Source organism: Streptomyces sp. NPDC001270, assembly GCF_042896695.1.
Lineage (GTDB): Bacteria > Actinomycetota > Actinomycetes > Streptomycetales > Streptomycetaceae > Streptomyces.
In genome coordinates, this window is the sequence record NZ_JBIAXM010000002.1 from 535,330 (window position 1) to 551,589 (window position 16,260).

Sequence of the window (16,260 nt, forward strand, 5' to 3'; positions counted from 1 at the left end):
GAGGTGGCGGCCATGAGCGCGGAGCACGACACCCTCCGGCTGGCGCTGGGAGGATACGTCCTGGGCACGCTGCCCACGGCGGAAATGGAACGGGTACGCGTCCACCTCGCGGAGTGCGCCGACTGCCGGGCCGAACACACCCGGCTGGCAGGACTGCCCGCGCTGCTTGCGACGGTGACCGAAGCCGAAGCAGCAGGCCGGACGGTCCCGGCGGCCGACGGGGACCTGGCCGACCGGCTGGTGGCACGGGCAGCCGAAAGCGCGCGGAGTGCCCTGCCCGAACGGCCCGCCGTGCCCGAGGTGTCGAAGGCGTCGGCAGGAGGTGTGCTGGAGAGGCTGCTCCAGCAGGCCGCGGCCCGGCGCCGTAGGACCTGGCGTCTGCAGCTGGCCGGTGCGGCCGCCTCGCTGACGTTCATCGCGGCAGCGGCCGGCGGCACCTGGCTGGCGGCCGTCGGAACCGTGGGCAGCCAGGCGAAGCCGCCCGGGCCGACCGCACCGATCGCCTGGCGCACCTTCTCCGGCAGCGATCCCGCCACCGGCGTCTCCGCCTCGGTGAAGGTCTCGCCCTCGGCCTGGGGCAGCGCCCTACAGGTCTCCGCCAAGGGGGCACCCGCCGGGATCACCTGCCGGCTACAGGCGATCGGACCCGGCGGAGTCAGAACGGACGGCGCCACCTGGCGGGCAGGCGAGTACCCTCCCGGCACCACGATCCCAGGAGCGGTTGCCATCTCCCCGGGTGCCATCTCCCACTTCGAGATCATCGCCGGCAACGGTCAGAAGCTGGTCACGATCAAGGCGTGAGGCGAGGCCGGGGTCGTCATGTCATCGGGTGGCCAGACCCTCCGGTGACATGACGACAGGTGTCGGGTGCGAGCGCACGTCGGTACGAGCGGTCAAGAAGACGTCGCCGCCGAAGGGCCGGTCGGCCAGTGGCGCAGGGCCGGGTGGTCAGTGGCGGGGGTCGGGCAGCCAGGGGCGCGGGGCCGGGCAGTCGACGGGGAGCGAGCCGCCTTAAGGACCGGTGGGTGGAACGCGCACGAACACGCACGGGACGTCCAGCCGAGGGTCATCGAGGAGGCTTGCGCTCGTGACGTCGGCTGCGCAGGCATCCTCGTGACCGCCGTCTTCGCCCGCGGGCGAACCGGCCGCGTCCGCAGCCGACTTGACTGCGTGAGTACGCCGACGGGGAGTGCACTCGGGCCCTGGCAGAGGCGAGTGAGCCCAGCCAGGCCACCGGCACGGACGTGACCCACAAAAAATCGAGCAAAAGGGGCGAACGGCTCGAACCGTTCGGCATGTGCCGTCCGTGGAACTGAATGAGCGCGCCCTTCAGGATCCGGCCCACTGACCGCCCCCGAAGCCGTCGGTGGCCTTCCCGTCCCGCTCCCCGCACCTCCACAGAAGAGCCAGAAGACCATGTTTGTGACCGATTCCCCCAGCCCGAGTTCACTGCTCGACCGGCCCCGCCGCCACGAGGCGCTACTCACCCTGCCCGCGCAGGAGGCGCACGTCTCCGCCGCACGCCACTTCGCGGCCGATCTGCTGGAGACCTGGAGCGTGCCCGCGACCGAGCGGGACTCCGCCGTACTCATCGTCGACGAACTCGCCGCCAACGCCGCCCAGTACGGCCGCGAGCGCATGACCCTGCGGCTCGTCCTCGACGACGGCACTCTGCACATCGTGGTCACGGAATCCGGCATGGCAGTTCAGCACCGTCGTCCCGACATCGCCCCCGACGAGCACGGCCGCGGCACCGGCATCGTCCAGTACCTCGCCCAGTCGACCGAGGTCCACCAGACGTGCAGCGGCCGCGAGGTCCGCGCCTGCCTCAGGTGCTCGTCATGACCGGGCCGGGCGTGCCCCACGAACAGCGGCCCCTCGCCAGGGCCGGCACCGCGGCACAGCGACGGTTCACCGGGGGCGCCCGCGGTGCCGGGTCGTCCGACGGCCCCGCCGAGGGGACCCTCGCGACCCACAAGCCGTGCCCCGTCGACGACTGCCCGGGTCCGGCCCGGGTGCCCATGCGGTCCGCGGCCCACCCACCGGCCCCTGAGCACGGCAAGAACGACCACGACACGGTGCTGTGCCGACGCTGCGGCGCCGGCCCCTGCGAGCAGACGGAGGTGTGAGCATGAACGCCACCCCGAACAGCGGCGAGTGTATCGGCGCCCCGCCCCCGCACGAGGCGTACGAAAACGCGCCGGACCTGCGCCGCGAACTGCACCAAGTACTCGCTCTCGGGGCCGAACGCGACGGCCGCCAGGCCAGGCCCGTCACCGGCCCCCTGGTCGGCCCCCTGGCCGACGCGAGGGCCGCCGAACGTGCCTGGCTGCTGCGACGGGCCGCCCTCATGGACCGGATGGCCCTCGACGCCCCCGCCCCCGGCCCGGCCGCGGCCGCCGCAGAGACCGCCGAGCAACTCGTCCTGCACGACCGCCGCCATCCCGACCTGGTGGCCGGTCCGCACCACCCCGACGCGATCACACTCGCCCCCGGCCACCGCCCCTACGTCCGCCAGGAGTACGCCGCCTGGACGGCTGCCGGGCGGCCCAGAAACTGAATCGCCCCCGATCCGACAACCGCGATCCGACAAGGAGAAGGACACATGACCCGCAAGGACATCGACACCCGGCACGCCCCCGCGGCAGCCGGTCCACCCCACTCGCCCCGCCTCACCTGTCCGACCGCCGCGCGTGAACGTCACGCCGGTCGGCGACCGGAACGTACACACCGAGGGAAGCCGATGAACGCACCGGCCGGGGTTCTGCGTCCGCCCGGAGAGCGACGGGAGCAGGCAGGGCGCGGCAGGACACGACGCGCCACGGTCACACCCGCTCCGACCGCTGCCGCACAGCAAGGAGCGGCCCGGACCGCCGAGGCGGACATGAGGACCGACGGGTTCGAAGGAGTGGTGTGACATGTTCCGCAACGCGCTGGAGCCCTGGCACCTGCTGATCCTGGTCGCGGTGGTGGTTTTGATCTTCGGCTCGAAGAAACTGCCCGACACGGCCCGGGCACTGGGCAAGTCCATGCGGATCCTCAAGAGCGAGACCCAGGCCATGAAGGACGACGGCGCCTCGAACGAGCCGCGCCCCGAGCCTGAGCCCGCATCGGAACCGGGACCGGGACCGGAACCCGGATCTGGACCGGGACCCGGACCCGGACCCGGACCCGGACCGCAGAGGATCTCGGGCGCTCCTGGAGACACCACCACCGCCCGCACCGAGCCCCCCGCCCGCATCGCGCCCACGAACCGCACCGCGCCCACGGACCGCTCGACCAGCCACCGGGACTGAGTCCGGTCGTGCGCGCCCTGGTTCACCCCCGCACGAGTCCGCCGCAGGGCCGGTGGTCACCGGTCCGCCGTACGAGATGAGGACATGGCGTGTCCCAGTCGGCCCGCAACAAGGAGAAGGATCCCGAGGGGCGGATGCCCCTCGCGGAGCACCTACGTGAGCTGCGCAACCGGCTCGTCAAGGCCGTCCTCGCCATCCTGGCCGTGACGATCGCCGCGGCCTTCGCCTACAAGGGCCTCGTGAACTTCTTCACCAGGCCGGTACTGGACTCGGTCGGCTGCCCGACGTCCTTCGCCCATCTGGCCGAGCAGACCGCGGACACCACCTGCGCGCGGATCACGATCAACGGCCTTCTCGCGCCCTTCACCCTGGCCCTGAAGGTGTCCCTGACGGCCGGTGTCGTGCTGGCCTCGCCGGTGTGGCTGTACCAGCTGTGGGCGTTCGTCGCCCCCGGCCTGCACAAGCACGAGCGGAAATACGCCTACGCGTTCGTCGGCGCGGGCGTCCCGCTGTTCCTCGGCGGTGCCTTCTTCGCCTACAAGGTGCTGCCCACGACCGCGAAGGTGCTGATCGACCTCACCCCGGACGGCGTCGACAATCTGCTGCCGCTGGACGATCTGCTCGACCTCGTCAGCCGCATGGTGGTCGTCTTCGGTCTCGCCTTCGAGATGCCACTGCTGCTGGTGATGCTGAACCTCACCGGAGTGCTGTCCGGCCGCCGGATGCTCGGCTGGTGGCGCCGCATGATCATGGGGATCACGGTCTTCTCGGCCGTGGCGACACCGAGCACGGACCCGCTGACCATGCTGGCGCTGGCCGCGCCGATCTGGGTGCTCTTCTTCGTCGCCGTTGTCTTTTCGCTGCTCCATGACCGGCGCAAGGCACGAAGAGACGCAGCGGGACCCGGTGAGGATGAGACCTCCGGCCTCGCCCTCACGCCTTGAGGACATCGGCGCAGCGGATGCGATGCCCGCAGGCCGGGCCGTCATCGACCTGCGCCTGGGTGGGGACGTATGTGCCGTTCTCCCCTTCGGCTAGGTGGCCGGGGCGACGAGACGGTAGCCGACACCGCGTACGGTCTCGATCAGTGTCGGCATGCGCAGCTTGGTGCGTACGGACGCGACGTGCAGGTCCAGGAGGCGTCGTCCGGTCTCCGCTCCGCTGGTCGGCCAGACCTCGCTGATGATCTGCTCCCGGCGGATGACGACGCCCGGGTGCCGGGCGAGCAGGGCGAGCAGACCGAACTCCTTGCGGGTGAGCTGGACGATCGAACCGCCCACGCTGACCTGCCGGGTGGGCACCTCGATGCGCACGGGGCCCAGGCGCAGGACAGCCTCACCGCTGTCCCTGTCCCTGTCCCTGTCCCTGCCTGGGTTCGGGCCCGAGTCCGGGTCCTGCGATTCCAGGATGCCGAGTACGTTGCTCGCGTGCCCGTAGCCCGACCGGGATGACGGGGACTCGGGCGCCGCAGGGCTGAGCGCCGTTGACGGCCCTGGTGCTCGGTAGAGGTAGCCGATACCGCGGGCCGATACGATGGAGGCGCTGCCGACGGCGGTCGAGTCCAGTTTCCCCCGCAGGCGTGAGATGGTGAACTTGACCTTCTCGGTGTCCCGCCCGGTGGGGTCGTCCCAAGCTCTTGCGAGCAGCTTGCGAAACGACTGGACGACTCCCGTGTTGCGCACGAGCAGATCGAGTACGCGGAACTCCGTGGGGGTCAGTTTGAGCGGCGCATCGGCCACGCGGGCCTCGAAGCTCTGGGAGTCGAGCCGTAGCAGGCCGTCGTCGTAGACGTCTTCCGCCCACTGCTCCGGAGACGCGCTGCGGTGCAGCACCCTCTCCATGCGGGCGAGGAGTTCAGGGCTTGACGACGTAGTCGTCCGCCCCCAGGTTGAGTCCGTGCAGACGTGATCGGACGTCGGAGCGCGCTGTCACCACGATGACGGGGACGTCACTGACGGCCCGAAGGCGGGTCAGGGTGTCGTAGCCATCCATATCGGGGAGCCCGAGGTCCAGCAGCACCAAGTCAGGCCGTTGGGCATACGCCGTACGCAGGCCGCCGGATCCAGATGCCTCATGGATGACGTGGTAGCGGTGCCGGGCCAGGGCCCCGATCATGGCCTGGGCGACGTGCGGGTCGTCTTCGATGAGGAGAACGCGTGCCCCGCGGACGACGGTGGTCGGCGCCGGGGCGATCGTCGGCGCCCCGTCGTCCGCCGTGCGCTCGTCCGCTTCCTCGGGCAGCAGGCGAACCTCGACCGAGGAGGCCGGCACGCCGCTTTTGAGCAGGAACGACATGGTCATGTCGTAGCATTCGGCGCAGACTTGGCTTTCGACGCCCTCCACCCTCAGGCTGTGGCGCGCGGTCCGGTCGCACCGGCGACCGGCGATGTCCGTCGAGCACCGGCGTGCAGCGGTGGCGTCCGCGGATTCCTTCTGCCGGTTACGGGACCGCCGAGCAGCCGATCTGCACACGTCCGAGCAATACCGGCGTGGCCGGCCGGTGTCCGAAGCGGGCGGCAGCGGCCCACCGCACTCCCGGCACTCGCCGTCTGCCCTCCCCATGACGCCCCCTCCCGTCCGGTCGGAACGCGAGCATGTCACGGAACCCGCTTTCGTGACGCGCCATTAGGTGCAATTGAGAGAGCGCCCCTTGGCCGGCGTCGGCGGTCCATGGTCTCCTGGATGCGGGGGGCCTGACCGCCTCTCGACGATCAGGCCCCGGGTTTCATGAGCGCTCGTGCTTGCCGGCGTCGACGATCATGTCACCAACCGCGATGAGAGCCCTTGCCCCTAGGGCAAGGGCCTCGTGCTGTTTCAGGGCCGCCACCGTGTCCACTGTGAGCAACACGGCCCGCAATCCCAACCACCACGAGCCCACATTCCGCGGATGCCACCTCGTGGGCGTTACGGGACCGGCCGAGGGGGGTTCGTCGCCCTCCGCGTCCGTGCCCGGATCGTCCGGCTCTGAGGTTCGGCACACAGCCACCTCCTCTCGACAGCGACCGCGACCATCGCGAGCTGTCGCGACGCGCACGCGGTGGATCCACGAGTCGCCGCAGTATCGTGCGAGAGGAACTGGAGGGTGCGTGGGACCCCATCACCTGAAGCGGTTCGCTCACCGTCCCTCAGAACCCGCCCACCGGCAAGGACGCGCAATCAACGTAGCGTCAGCGGCAGTTGGCGGAAGCCGTGGTGCTTCCCTTCCACTGGGCTCGGCGGGTGCGGCCGGCCTCGGGCTATTCGTTTGCCCGGATCCGAATGTCCCCGGACGAAACGGGCTCAAGGTCCGCGGTCGTGACGGTGACGGCGACTCTCCTGCCGTCGTCGCCCCGGGTGAATGCCAACGGGGGATGACCGTCCTGAAGGTGGTTGTCGCCCCACTGCACGAGGGCGAGGAACACCGGCAGCAGGTCTTCGCCGGCGGCGGTGAGCCGGTACTCCTCGCGGGGACGCGCGCCCGGCTCGTGGTAGGGCGTGCGTACGACGACGCGCGCCGACTCCAGTTGCCTGAGCGCGCGCGAGACTGCGGGCGCCGAGGCTCCGACGCGCGTCACGAAATCATCGAAGCGCGAGGTGCCGTAGAAGCATTCGCGCACGACGAGGAACACCGTCTTCGTGCTCAGCAGCTCAAGCGTCCTCGCCGCGGAGCAGCGGTCGCCGATGGACCATGCCGACCTGTCCCGCAACTGTGCCTCGAATTCCATCGCCGCCTCAACCGGGTCTCCTGGGTAATGCTTGCGTTACCCAGTCTATCGTGATTGCATCTGGGTTACGACAACGTTAGTCAGGAGGCTGCTATGGGAGCAATCGCAGGCACAACCGTCCTCGTCACGGGCGGTCGGCGCGGACTCGGCGCGGCGATCGTCGACGAGACGCTGAAGCGGGGTGCGGTGAAGGTGTACTCGACCGCGCGGACGGAGTTCGCCGACGAGCGCCCGGCCGTGCACACGCACCGGCTGGAGGTGCGGTCGCCGGAGTCCGTCGCCGAGCTGGCCGCCCTCGCCACGGACGTCGACGTCGTGATCAACAATGCCGGGGTACTGCTGCCCGCTCCGCTGCTGACCGGGAGCCTGGAGGCCGTCAGTGAGACCTTCGACGTCAACGTGCTGGGGCCGCTGCGGGTGGCACGCGCGTTCGCGCCGATCCTGGCCGCCAACGGCGGTGGCGCGCTGGTGAACATCCACTCGGTCCTGTCCTGGCTGGGCGGCAGCGGCGCGTACGGCGCGTCCAAGGCGGCGGCGTGGTCGATCACGAACTCGCTGCGTGTCGAGCTGGCCGCGCAGGGCACGCAGGTCGTCGGCGTGCACGCCGGCTTCATCGACACGGACATGATTTCCGCCATGGACGTGCCCAAGACGTCTCCGGCGGAGGTGGCCTCGCGCATCCTCGACGGGCTGGAGTCCGGGGCGGCGGAGGTGCTCGCCGACGCCGTGACGGAGAACGTGAAGAAGGCGCTCTCCGGTCCGGTGGAGAAGTTGACCTTCGAGTCCGCCCGCTGACCGAAAGGAAGCATCGTCATGCCACTGTGGACGATCTACCACTCGGCGGACACCTTCACCGTCGGTGAGCGCCGAGAACTGGCGGAAGCCATCACGGACTACTACGCCGACGTGGTCGGACTGCCACGCTTCTACGTGGTGGTCATCTTCCGCGAGCTCCCGACGGACGACTTCTACGTGGGCGGCCGACCCACTGGCAGCGCGGCGCGGGTAACCATCGACCACATCGCCCGCCGGGCTCCGGACAGCGTCACACGTCGGCGCATGACCACTCGGCTCTCCGGACTGCTGACCCCGCTGATGGAGAAGCACCCGGAGGTCCACTGGGAATTCCACATCGACGAGACCAGCGAGGAACTCTGGATGATCAACGGGCTCGTGCCACCGCCTGCCGGGTCGGACGCCGAGAAAGCCTGGGCAGCGGCGAACGCCGCGTCTCCCTACTGACGGGGAGCGCCACTGACGGGGAGCGCCACTGACGGGGAGCGCCACTGATGGGGAGCGCCACTGATGGGGCGCGCCTGACGGGGAGCGCCGCGGATGTCGAAGTGGACGGCTTGCCGGTCCGAGCGTGACGGTCACGTGCACGCCTGGCCTGACACGTAAGTAGAAGTGACCTATCGACAAACAACTACTAACTGGATCTTTCGGGTATTGGGTGACACGTTGGTCGGGTGAAGCCTCGAACTGCATCCCCGCGTTTCCTCGCGCTGGCGGGCACGGTCCTGCTGTGGGCCTCCGCCTTCCCCGCGATCCGGGTCGGCGTCGACGGGCTCGGCCTGGCCGCACTGTCCTTCCTGCGGCTGGCGGTCGCTGCCGTGGCGCTGCTCGCCATCTCGCCCATCACGGGCCTGCGCATGCCGCGCAAGCGGGACCTTCCGCTGATCGCGGCGTGCGGACTGACCGGGATGACCGCCTACCAGGTGCTGATGAACTGGGGAGAAGTGCATGTCGAGGCCGGCACCGCCAGCCTCCTGATCGCGATCGCCCCCGTGTTCAGCGTGCTGTTCGCCAGTGCGTTCCTGTCCGAGCCCGTCACCCGCAACATCGTCGTGGGCAGCGTGATCGCCGTCGCGGGCACGGCTGTCGTCACCCTGGCCAACGGGTTCTCCGGTTTCAGCCTCGCTTCGCTGGTGGTGCTGGCCGCGGCGTTGGTCCAAGGCGTCTACCACTTCGCCAGCAAGCCGCTGCTGCGCCACTACAGCGGCCTGGAGGTGGCCACGTACGCGATGGCCGCCGGTGCGGTCTTCGCCCTGCCGTTCGCACCCGCGACCGTCGAAGCGGCCGCGAACGCCCCGGCCGGCGCCCTGTGGTCGGCGGTCTTCCTCGGACTGCTCCCTTCCGCACTCGGATTCGTGATCTGGGGCTACGCCGTCGCCCGCATGCCGCTGGCCGCATCCACCGCGGCTCTGTACCTGGTACCGCCGGTGGCACTGCTCGTCTCGTTCGTCTGGCTGGGCGAGACCCCCCATCCCCTTGAGCTGATCGGAGGCGCGATCATCGCGGCCGGAGTGATCCTGATCAACCGCCGGAGCACCGCAACGCCCGCCGCAGCCGACTCGGGCTCACTCCGGGCCGACGCGCCCTTCGCCGCCGACGAGCGTGGCTCCCGGGCCGACGCGGTTCACGGGCAGCGCTGAGCCGGCGGTACGTCATGGCCCATGACCAGCGATCCACAGCGACGCGTCACCGCGAGAGGAGTCCGCATGCTTGATGTGCGACGACTTCGCATGCTGCAACACCTGGCCACCTACGGCACGGTCGCCGCGACCGCCGACGTCCTGCACCTCACCGCGCCGGCCGTCTCACAGCAACTGGCCGTGCTGGAACGCGAGGTCGGCGTGCCCGTGGTGGAGAAGAGCGGGCGCACCCTGCGTCTGACACCGGCCGGAGAACTCCTCGTGGCACACGCTGAAGTGATCCTCGGCGACCTCGCCTCCGCGGAGTCCGACCTCGCCGCCCTGAAAGGCGGACGCCACGGCCTGATCCGCGTGGCCGCCTTCGCCTCCGCCGCCCGCGCCCTCCTGCCCACGGTGTACCAGCTGCTCGCCCGGCACGAGGACGAGCAGGCGCGCACGCTCACCGTCCAGCTCGCCGAGCACGAACCCGACCAGGCATTGGACGCTCTCCAAAAGCGCCGCACCGACGTGGCCCTGGTGCACAGCTACACCGTGTTGCCCCGCAACTTCCCCCAGAACAGCCAGCAGGACATCCTCATGGAGGACCCGGTCCTGCTGTGCCTCCACCCGGATCGTGCCCGGCGCCTCGGCCTCTCTCCCGGCCAGCCCGCAGACCTCACCCGGCTGGCGAACGTCCCGTGGCTCACCCCCCATCCCGACCTCTCCTGCTACGAGATGATCCAACGCACCTGCGGCGCAGCAGGGTTCGTCCCCGACATCCGGGCCCGCAGCAGCGACTTCTCCGTGCTGGTGTCCCTGGTAGCCGCGGACGCCGGTGTCGCCTTGGCCCCCCGCTTGGCCATCCCCGGACATCACGGTGTCAGCCTGCACCCCCTCCTCACCCCGGTGACCCGCACCATCTACACCGTCATCCGCAGCGGCACCGCCCGCAGACCGGACGTACATCTCCTCCACACGCTCCTCGAACAAGCGGCGACCGAGTACGAAGCGGTCCACGGCCAGGGACACGACGGCAAAGGCGCCACCTGACCGACGAAGATCGCCGACGGAGATTCGGTCCTGTGACGTTCATGCCCCGGACATCCGCGACGGACTGCGCGGACGCCGCCCGGTGCGATCGTGAGCCCTGGACCGCCGAGCGCGCTCGACCGCATACGGGCGCCTCATCCATGCCTGAGCCCTTCCCGAGCCATTCCTGATGCAGGCATGACCCAGGTCGGTCCGGCACCGGCTCCGAAAAGCTCGAGAAACGGCGAGGAACCGATGAACCCGAGCGCAGCCGACCGTACCGAACAGACCACGGCCGAGCAGACCACGGCCGAGCAGACCACGGCCGAGCAGACCACGGCCGAGCAGACCGCCGTAAGGCAGGAAGTCGATGCCGAGGCCGGGATCAAGCCGCTGCTCGACACCCCTCAGACGGCCACGGCGGCGGCCGCGATGTGGACCTTCGTCGTCGGCCCGATGCTCTGCCTGATCGTCGCGGTGCCGCTGGCCTGGGGATGGGGTCTGTCCGCGCTGGACATCGCCATGGCCGTGGTCGCCTACCTCGTGTCCGGCTTCGGCCTCGCGGTCGGCTATCACCGTCTCTTCACGCACCGCTCGTTCAAGGCACGGCGGGGCCTGCGGATCGCGCTGGCCGTCGCGGGTTCGCTGGCCGTCGAGGGCTCGCCGGTCCAGTGGGTGGCGAACCACCGGCGCCATCATGCCTTCGCCGACCGTGAGGGCGACCCGCATTCGCCCTGGCGCTACGGCACCGACACACGCGCGCTGCTCAAGGGGCTCCTCCACGCGCACATCGGGTGGATGCTGAAGCGCGAACTGAGCAACCGCGCCAGGTTCGCGCCCGACATCGCCGCCGACCCCGATCTGCGGCTCGTCGGTCGACTCTTCGGGCCGCTGACCGCCGTCTCGCTCCTGGCCCCGGCGCTGGTCGGCGGGTTCGTCACCGGCAGTTGGACGGGTGCGCTGACCGGGTTCTTCTGGGCCGGCGTGATCCGGATGGCGCTGCTGCACCATGTCACCTGGTCGGTGAACTCCATCTGCCACGTCGCCGGCAGGCGCCCCTTCGCCAGCCGGGACAAGGCCACCAACTTCTGGCCGCTCGCCCTGCTGTCCTTCGGTGAGAGCTGGCACAACTCACATCACGCCGATCCCACGGGCGCGCGCCACGGTGTACTGCTGGGCCAGCTCGACCCGGCCGCCCGCCTCATCCGGGTGTTCGAGAGGCTCCGCTGGGTCCACGACGTGCGCTGGCCGAGCCCGGACCGTCTCGGCGCCCGGCTGCTGGCCGAACCGGGCGCCCCGCACGAGTCCACGGGCTGACACCGCTCGGACGACACGCCGTCGCGGTTTCCGGGGGCGCCATGCGGGCGGATCGGTGTGTCCGTCATCTCGCGGATCCGGGCGACGAAGGGCGACGAAGGGTACTGGCCGGGATCGACGGGTCTGCTGATGCGGCTGCTCGTCCGGCCTGACCAGCAAGCACCGGCTGAACCGGGGTGGCGACCGGCTGCGGCGCGGAACGACGCGGAGCCCCGTGCGGGGTTGACGGTATCGGGGTGGCCGCCGACCCCGCACGGGGCTCCGCATGTTCTGCCGCGCCTGTGTTACTTGGCGGAAAGGGTGATCTTGGTTACCTGCCCCTTGGAGGCGGGGGCGGTCAGCTTCAGGGTGCCGGACTTGACGTTCTTGAGGGTCCAGGTCTTCGCCCCGCCCTTGTCGGTGTAGGACTCGGAGGCGGCCTTCACACCGTTGACCGTCAGCACGGCGGTGTGCTTGGCCCCGCTGTTACCGGTGGCGTCGACCGTGATGGTCACGGTGCCGCCGCTGAACTTCTTGACCGACGCGGAGGTGCTCTTGCCGACCTGGGAGGTGCTGGTGACGTGCTGTACGTCCCGCGGCGCGGCGGAAGCGACGGCGGTGGTGGCGGTCACCGCGCCGGCGGCGGCGACGGCGACGGCAGCGGTCCTGAGAGCGATAGCGCGCATGGTGTTCTTACCTCTTTTTCCGATGGTCTCAGACGGACGAACCAGAGGGGACCCAGCCGAAGAACGGGTCCGACTCGGAAGCAGGAAACCGGTGCCGGCATCCAAGGAAGCCGAGAAAAACCAATTCCGAGGTTTGCTCGGTAGCACTGGTAGGGAGGTGTCCTTGAAATTCGCGAACTCTCCTTTTCCGTGGTTCCACTGGGGACCACTTGGCCCGCTGAGGTCCCTCGGTTCGACAAGGAACACGTTAGGGGCGCTTTTTGGGGGTCGACTGGGGGAAGTCCATGAACTGTCTGTGCGTCGCCTGAATCGATTCTCATCGTCCTCCCGGAACCGGCATGGGAGCGGATCGCCGGCTGCCAGGTTGTCGGCTCCAGCAGGGAACGTTCGGCCGGAGGAACCTTCAGCGTCGGGCCCGCGTCTTCTGGCGTGACCGCAACCACATGCCCAGGAGAACTGACCGTGGCCGACAAGGACGTTGAGCAGACCGACGAGCGGGGTGACGAACCGGGGCCCTGGTGGGCGGAGCTCGGGACGTGGGGGGCCGTCGCACTGATCGGCTTCGGGGGCCTCGCGGCCGTATGGGCCTTCTTCCGGCTGCCCGGCACCCCGGCGGAGCCGGCGTCCGGCTACTACGGGGCCGCCAAGGTCATCGCCATCGGCCTGGTGACTGTGGGATGCACCTTGCTGGGCCGCCGTCGCACCCGGGCCGCGGCCGGCGAGGAGGCGAACGAGCGAGCACGCGTCTGACGCCACCGGCCGGTGAGCGACGTCAGACGGTGGATGGCGTCGGCCGGACGCCGGTCATCGCAGACGGCGGCTACCGGGGCGCGCCGTGGTGAACTCGTCACCCGGACGCATCCAGTGATCGGTTCCCCACGGTTCGCCCCACCGGCAGAGCATGCTGCTGGTCTCGTCGCTCGCGCTCGTCCCGGACCCGCTCGCATCACCCTGACCAGCACCATGATCGGCCGGACAGCCCTAGTACTGCAGATTGGGGTACGCGGCCAGGTCGCCGCGTCCGTCCGGCGTCAGATCGAGGGCACCGAAGATCGGCCAGAGCGAGTCGAGGGCCTTGGAGTCGCCGTCTGCGAAGATCATCTCGGCTGCCCACCGATGGTGGATGGTTCCGTCCTCATCGCGCGAGAACACGTTCAGCGCCGGGATCTGCACACCCTCAGGTGTTTCCGCGTGGTAGTCACGGTTGAAGGTGTTGTTCCGCGAGGACAGCAGCCGTAGGTGGCGCCAGCCGCGTTCCTGGGCGTAGGTGCCGAGCCGATCGGGGGACGTCTTCGCGATCACCACGAGATTGATGCGCTCGGCGAGGTGGAAGGCGGCGCCCTCAAGCCCGTCGACGACCGAGGTGCACGACGGGCAGGGTTGCTCGACGAGTGGCAGCAGGGCCGTCTTTCCTCCGGGAACAGCCGCTCGTGGGTCCTCTGGCCAGCGCGGGAACATCATGCTGTAGCTGAGCAGCGAGTTCTTTCCTGGTGCGAACAGCTCTGAGAACCTCACCTCGCTGCCGTCGGCAGCGGACTCGAATACGTAGTCCTGCGCGAGAACGCCGCCGGCCGGGAGCGCTCGGCGCTGGGCGGCGACCTTCTCGTTCAGTTGCCGGAGTTCTTCCTCGGCCTTCAACAGTTCGTTGCGTGCGCGCCGGTATTCGCTCGATTCGCCGGGGAACCGGGCGTTCGGGTCACGGAGTATGTCCGACCATTTTCCCATGTCACGCGGTCCGCCTGTGCCGGCCATCTTTCGTCCCTTCCCAAGCCTCGAAGGCTCTCCCTTGTGGGAGTCGAAGATGTGGTCTTCTCTTTCATGGTCAGATGCGGCGCCGGTCGCTGCCACCGAGGCGGCCGACGACCGGCGGCGGACGACCGGCGGAGGGATGGGAGGCGTGAGTGGTGTCGCGAGTCGGGAGGGCGGCGACGGTCGCCGTCAGGCTGCCGCCAGGACCGGCCCGGTCGTCGACCTCCGTGCCCGCCTCGGCGCCTCCGAGCCTGCACTCCGGCACCACCGGGTGTGCGGGCTCGGCGGCGTGCGCGCACCTGCCCCGCGGACGTCCCAGACCGACGGATTCCCGGGCGGGGCGAGCCCCGTGTGATGCTTCCTCGTAATTCGTCAAACGTATTGACAAACTGCTGCGGTGGTTCGTAGCTTCACGTTCCGTCCACTGCACCGACCGTGGAGGTCCGGTCCATGCCGGGTGAACCGGTTACCGACGAGGGCGGGTCCCGCGGTACGGCGACGCCTTGGCCAAGGCACTCCACCACTCCTGCGACGCGCACCTCCGTGTGGACCATCCAGCGGCGGGCGGGGTGCCGGTCCACTGGTGCATCGGTTCCGTGTCCATCCCGGACCTCGGCACGAACCGGGCGCCGTACCCGGCGATCACCCTGCGTCGGCCGCGCGCCTGACGAACCGCCACCCATGCACGCCCGAACCCGCATCCACTCACCCGAGCCCGTCCCCGCACACCCACACACCCGCACCCGCACCCGCACACCCGCGTCCAGGCCGTACCAGAAAGAGGATCCGACCATGACCGTTCCGCCGGCCAGCCCGCGTCAGCCCGCGGCCGTCTCGGTGATGAGCCTCGACGTCGCCGACCTCGTGCTTCCGCAGGACCTGCGTGCGCGTCTGTCCACGTCGGTCCGGCTGGCCCCCGACCCTGTGGACCCGAGGGCGGAGGGCGCGTTCGTCGCCGCGCTCGCCGACGCGGAGGTCCTGATCAGCAGCTGGGGGTGTCCGCGCCTGACGCCCGAGGTCCTGGCACATGCGCCCCGGCTGCGCGCGGTCGTGCACGCGGCGGGCACGGTCAAGTCACTGGTGAGCGACGCGGTGTGGGAACGCGGCATCGTCGTCTCGTCGGCGGCCGACGCCAACGCCGGACCCGTCGTCTCCTACACCCTCGCCCTCGTCACGCTCGCCGCCCGGCGCACCCTGACCATGGCGGCCGGCTACACCGACGGGTGGCCCGCCACCGCCGACCGCTTCGGCGCCGACGGCCTCACCGTGGGCGTCGTGGGCGCCTCCCGCATCGGCCGCCGGGTCATCGCCGAACTCGTCGCCTCCGACGCCGGCTACCGGGTACTGCTCAGCGACCCGTACGTGACGGACGAGGAGGCCCGTGCACTCGGCGCCGAACGCGTCGAACTCGCCGAACTCTGCCGGCGGTCCGGGGTGGTCACCGTCCATGCTCCGCTCCTGCCGGAGACGACGGGCCTGCTCGACGCCGGGATGCTCGCACTCATCCCCGACGGGGGCACGCTGATCAACACCGCGCGGGGCGCGATCGTCGGCACCGAGGCCCTGACCCGCGAGTGCGCTTCGGGCCGCCTGGAGGCATACCTCGATGTCACCGACCCCGAACCCCTGCCCGCCGGGCATCCGCTGCTCTCCCTGCCGAACGCGCTCGTCACCCCGCACATCGCGGGAGCCCAGGGCAGCGAGGTACGGCGCATCGGGAGGTACGCGGTCGACGAGGTCGCCCGGTGGGTGGCCGGCGAGCCGCTGCTCGGCGAGGTCACCCGCGCCGCGCTCGCCCGCCTGGCCTGATCCGCGGCGCGGACCGGGAACGGGATCGTCCTGTGCGCGGATCGTGCGGCGCCACGACCGTCCCGAGGACCGGCGGCGCCACGAACACCGGGCGCAAGCAGACCGGCGACGAGATCCGCGCCGGGTACGACCACGCATGGGAGGCCCCCCACATGAATCGCACCCCTGCCGAGGACCGTGTGCACTGGGAGCGGACCGCGGACCGGCTGCTGCTCGCCGTGCGACGCTACGGCAGTGAGGACCACGCCTTGGTCCAACTGCCCGGTGTGCCGAGCCA

General features: G+C 70.1%; 19 protein-coding genes and 1 pseudogene. 15 read left to right on the forward strand and 5 right to left on the reverse strand.

Translation table 11 applies throughout. The features are described from left to right. The first annotated feature begins 12 nt into the window (after positions 1-12). The 6 genes and pseudogenes from ACFY2B_RS06255 to tatC all read left to right on the forward strand — a co-directional run bounded on the left by ACFY2B_RS06255 (position 13) and on the right by tatC (position 4,334). Positions 13-801: a zf-HC2 domain-containing protein gene (locus ACFY2B_RS06255; RefSeq protein ID WP_390761955.1), complete on the forward strand. Its 789-nt coding sequence runs from the start codon at positions 13-15 to the stop codon at positions 799-801. Between the two features lie 615 nt (positions 802-1,416). Continuing rightward, positions 1,417-1,845: an ATP-binding protein gene (locus tag ACFY2B_RS06260; RefSeq protein WP_390761956.1), complete on the forward strand. Its 429-nt coding sequence runs from the start codon at positions 1,417-1,419 to the stop codon at positions 1,843-1,845. Continuing rightward, a complete protein-coding gene (locus ACFY2B_RS06265; protein WP_390761957.1) occupies positions 1,842-2,129 on the forward strand; it encodes a hypothetical protein in 288 nt (95 codons plus the stop codon). Before ACFY2B_RS06260 ends, ACFY2B_RS06265 begins: the two co-directional genes overlap by 4 nt. A gap of 2 nt (positions 2,130-2,131) precedes the next feature. Continuing rightward, positions 2,132-2,560, forward strand: coding sequence for a hypothetical protein (locus ACFY2B_RS06270; RefSeq protein ID WP_390761958.1), 429 nt, complete (start codon positions 2,132-2,134; stop codon positions 2,558-2,560). A 358-nt stretch (positions 2,561-2,918) separates the two neighbouring features. Continuing rightward, complete coding sequence (tatA, locus tag ACFY2B_RS06275) at positions 2,919-3,296, forward strand: Sec-independent protein translocase subunit TatA (protein ID WP_390761959.1); 378 nt, start codon at positions 2,919-2,921, stop codon at positions 3,294-3,296. 89 nt (positions 3,297-3,385) lie between these two features. Beyond that, a pseudogene (gene tatC / locus ACFY2B_RS06280) lies at positions 3,386-4,334 on the forward strand (twin-arginine translocase subunit TatC). Here tatC and ACFY2B_RS06285 read toward each other — a convergent pair. The 3 genes from ACFY2B_RS06285 to ACFY2B_RS06295 form a co-directional block, all read right to left on the reverse strand. Then, positions 4,331-5,137, reverse strand: a complete 807-nt coding sequence (locus ACFY2B_RS06285; protein ID WP_390761960.1) for a winged helix-turn-helix domain-containing protein — start codon at positions 5,135-5,137, stop codon at positions 4,331-4,333. The pseudogene tatC and the gene ACFY2B_RS06285 overlap by 4 nt on opposite strands. 13 nt (positions 5,138-5,150) lie before the next feature. Then, positions 5,151-5,591 (reverse strand): response regulator, encoded by a 441-nt coding sequence (locus ACFY2B_RS06290; RefSeq protein WP_390761961.1) that lies wholly within the window; start codon positions 5,589-5,591, stop codon positions 5,151-5,153. A 941-nt stretch (positions 5,592-6,532) separates the two neighbouring features. Beyond that, positions 6,533-7,000 (reverse strand): winged helix-turn-helix transcriptional regulator, encoded by a 468-nt coding sequence (locus ACFY2B_RS06295; protein WP_390761962.1) that lies wholly within the window; start codon positions 6,998-7,000, stop codon positions 6,533-6,535. A gap of 93 nt (positions 7,001-7,093) precedes the next feature. Here ACFY2B_RS06295 and ACFY2B_RS06300 point away from each other — a divergent pair, with 93 nt between their 5' ends. The 5 genes from ACFY2B_RS06300 to ACFY2B_RS06320 all read left to right on the forward strand — a co-directional run bounded on the left by ACFY2B_RS06300 (position 7,094) and on the right by ACFY2B_RS06320 (position 11,760). After that, positions 7,094-7,795, forward strand: coding sequence for an SDR family oxidoreductase (locus ACFY2B_RS06300; protein ID WP_390761963.1), 702 nt, complete (start codon positions 7,094-7,096; stop codon positions 7,793-7,795). 18 nt (positions 7,796-7,813) lie between these two features. Beyond that, positions 7,814-8,242: a tautomerase family protein gene (locus ACFY2B_RS06305; RefSeq protein WP_390761964.1), complete on the forward strand. Its 429-nt coding sequence runs from the start codon at positions 7,814-7,816 to the stop codon at positions 8,240-8,242. Positions 8,243-8,469: 227 nt separating this feature from the next. Then, positions 8,470-9,435, forward strand: coding sequence for a DMT family transporter (locus ACFY2B_RS06310; protein WP_390761965.1), 966 nt, complete (start codon positions 8,470-8,472; stop codon positions 9,433-9,435). A gap of 66 nt (positions 9,436-9,501) precedes the next feature. Beyond that, a complete protein-coding gene (locus tag ACFY2B_RS06315; RefSeq protein WP_390761966.1) occupies positions 9,502-10,464 on the forward strand; it encodes a LysR family transcriptional regulator in 963 nt (320 codons plus the stop codon). Between the two features lie 234 nt (positions 10,465-10,698). After that, positions 10,699-11,760 carry an acyl-CoA desaturase gene (locus ACFY2B_RS06320; RefSeq protein WP_390761967.1) on the forward strand — a complete coding sequence of 354 codons (1,062 nt, stop codon included), beginning with the start codon at positions 10,699-10,701 and terminating at the stop codon, positions 11,758-11,760. A 284-nt stretch (positions 11,761-12,044) separates the two neighbouring features. Here ACFY2B_RS06320 and ACFY2B_RS06325 read toward each other — a convergent pair whose 3' ends face one another. Further along, on the reverse strand, positions 12,045-12,425 hold the full coding sequence (locus ACFY2B_RS06325) for a hypothetical protein (protein WP_390761968.1): 381 nt from the start codon (positions 12,423-12,425) through the stop codon (positions 12,045-12,047). Positions 12,426-12,887: 462 nt separating this feature from the next. Between ACFY2B_RS06325 and ACFY2B_RS06330 the strand changes: the two genes are divergently transcribed. Then, positions 12,888-13,175 (forward strand): hypothetical protein, encoded by a 288-nt coding sequence (locus ACFY2B_RS06330; protein WP_390761969.1) that lies wholly within the window; start codon positions 12,888-12,890, stop codon positions 13,173-13,175. A 231-nt stretch (positions 13,176-13,406) separates the two neighbouring features. Here ACFY2B_RS06330 and ACFY2B_RS06335 read toward each other — a convergent pair whose 3' ends face one another. Next, complete coding sequence (locus tag ACFY2B_RS06335) at positions 13,407-14,150, reverse strand: DUF899 family protein (RefSeq protein WP_390761970.1); 744 nt, start codon at positions 14,148-14,150, stop codon at positions 13,407-13,409. 527 nt (positions 14,151-14,677) lie between these two features. On the opposite strand from ACFY2B_RS06335, the gene ACFY2B_RS06340 reads away from it, so the two are divergent. From ACFY2B_RS06340 to ACFY2B_RS06350, 3 genes are all read left to right on the forward strand, one after another. Next, on the forward strand, positions 14,678-14,842 hold the full coding sequence (locus ACFY2B_RS06340; protein WP_390761971.1) for a hypothetical protein: 165 nt from the start codon (positions 14,678-14,680) through the stop codon (positions 14,840-14,842). A gap of 124 nt (positions 14,843-14,966) precedes the next feature. After that, positions 14,967-15,983 (forward strand): hydroxyacid dehydrogenase, encoded by a 1,017-nt coding sequence (locus tag ACFY2B_RS06345; protein ID WP_390761972.1) that lies wholly within the window; start codon positions 14,967-14,969, stop codon positions 15,981-15,983. 32 nt (positions 15,984-16,015) lie between these two features. Then, positions 16,016-16,260: hypothetical protein (locus tag ACFY2B_RS06350; protein ID WP_390761973.1), on the forward strand; the 245-nt coding region annotated here is incomplete at its 3' end.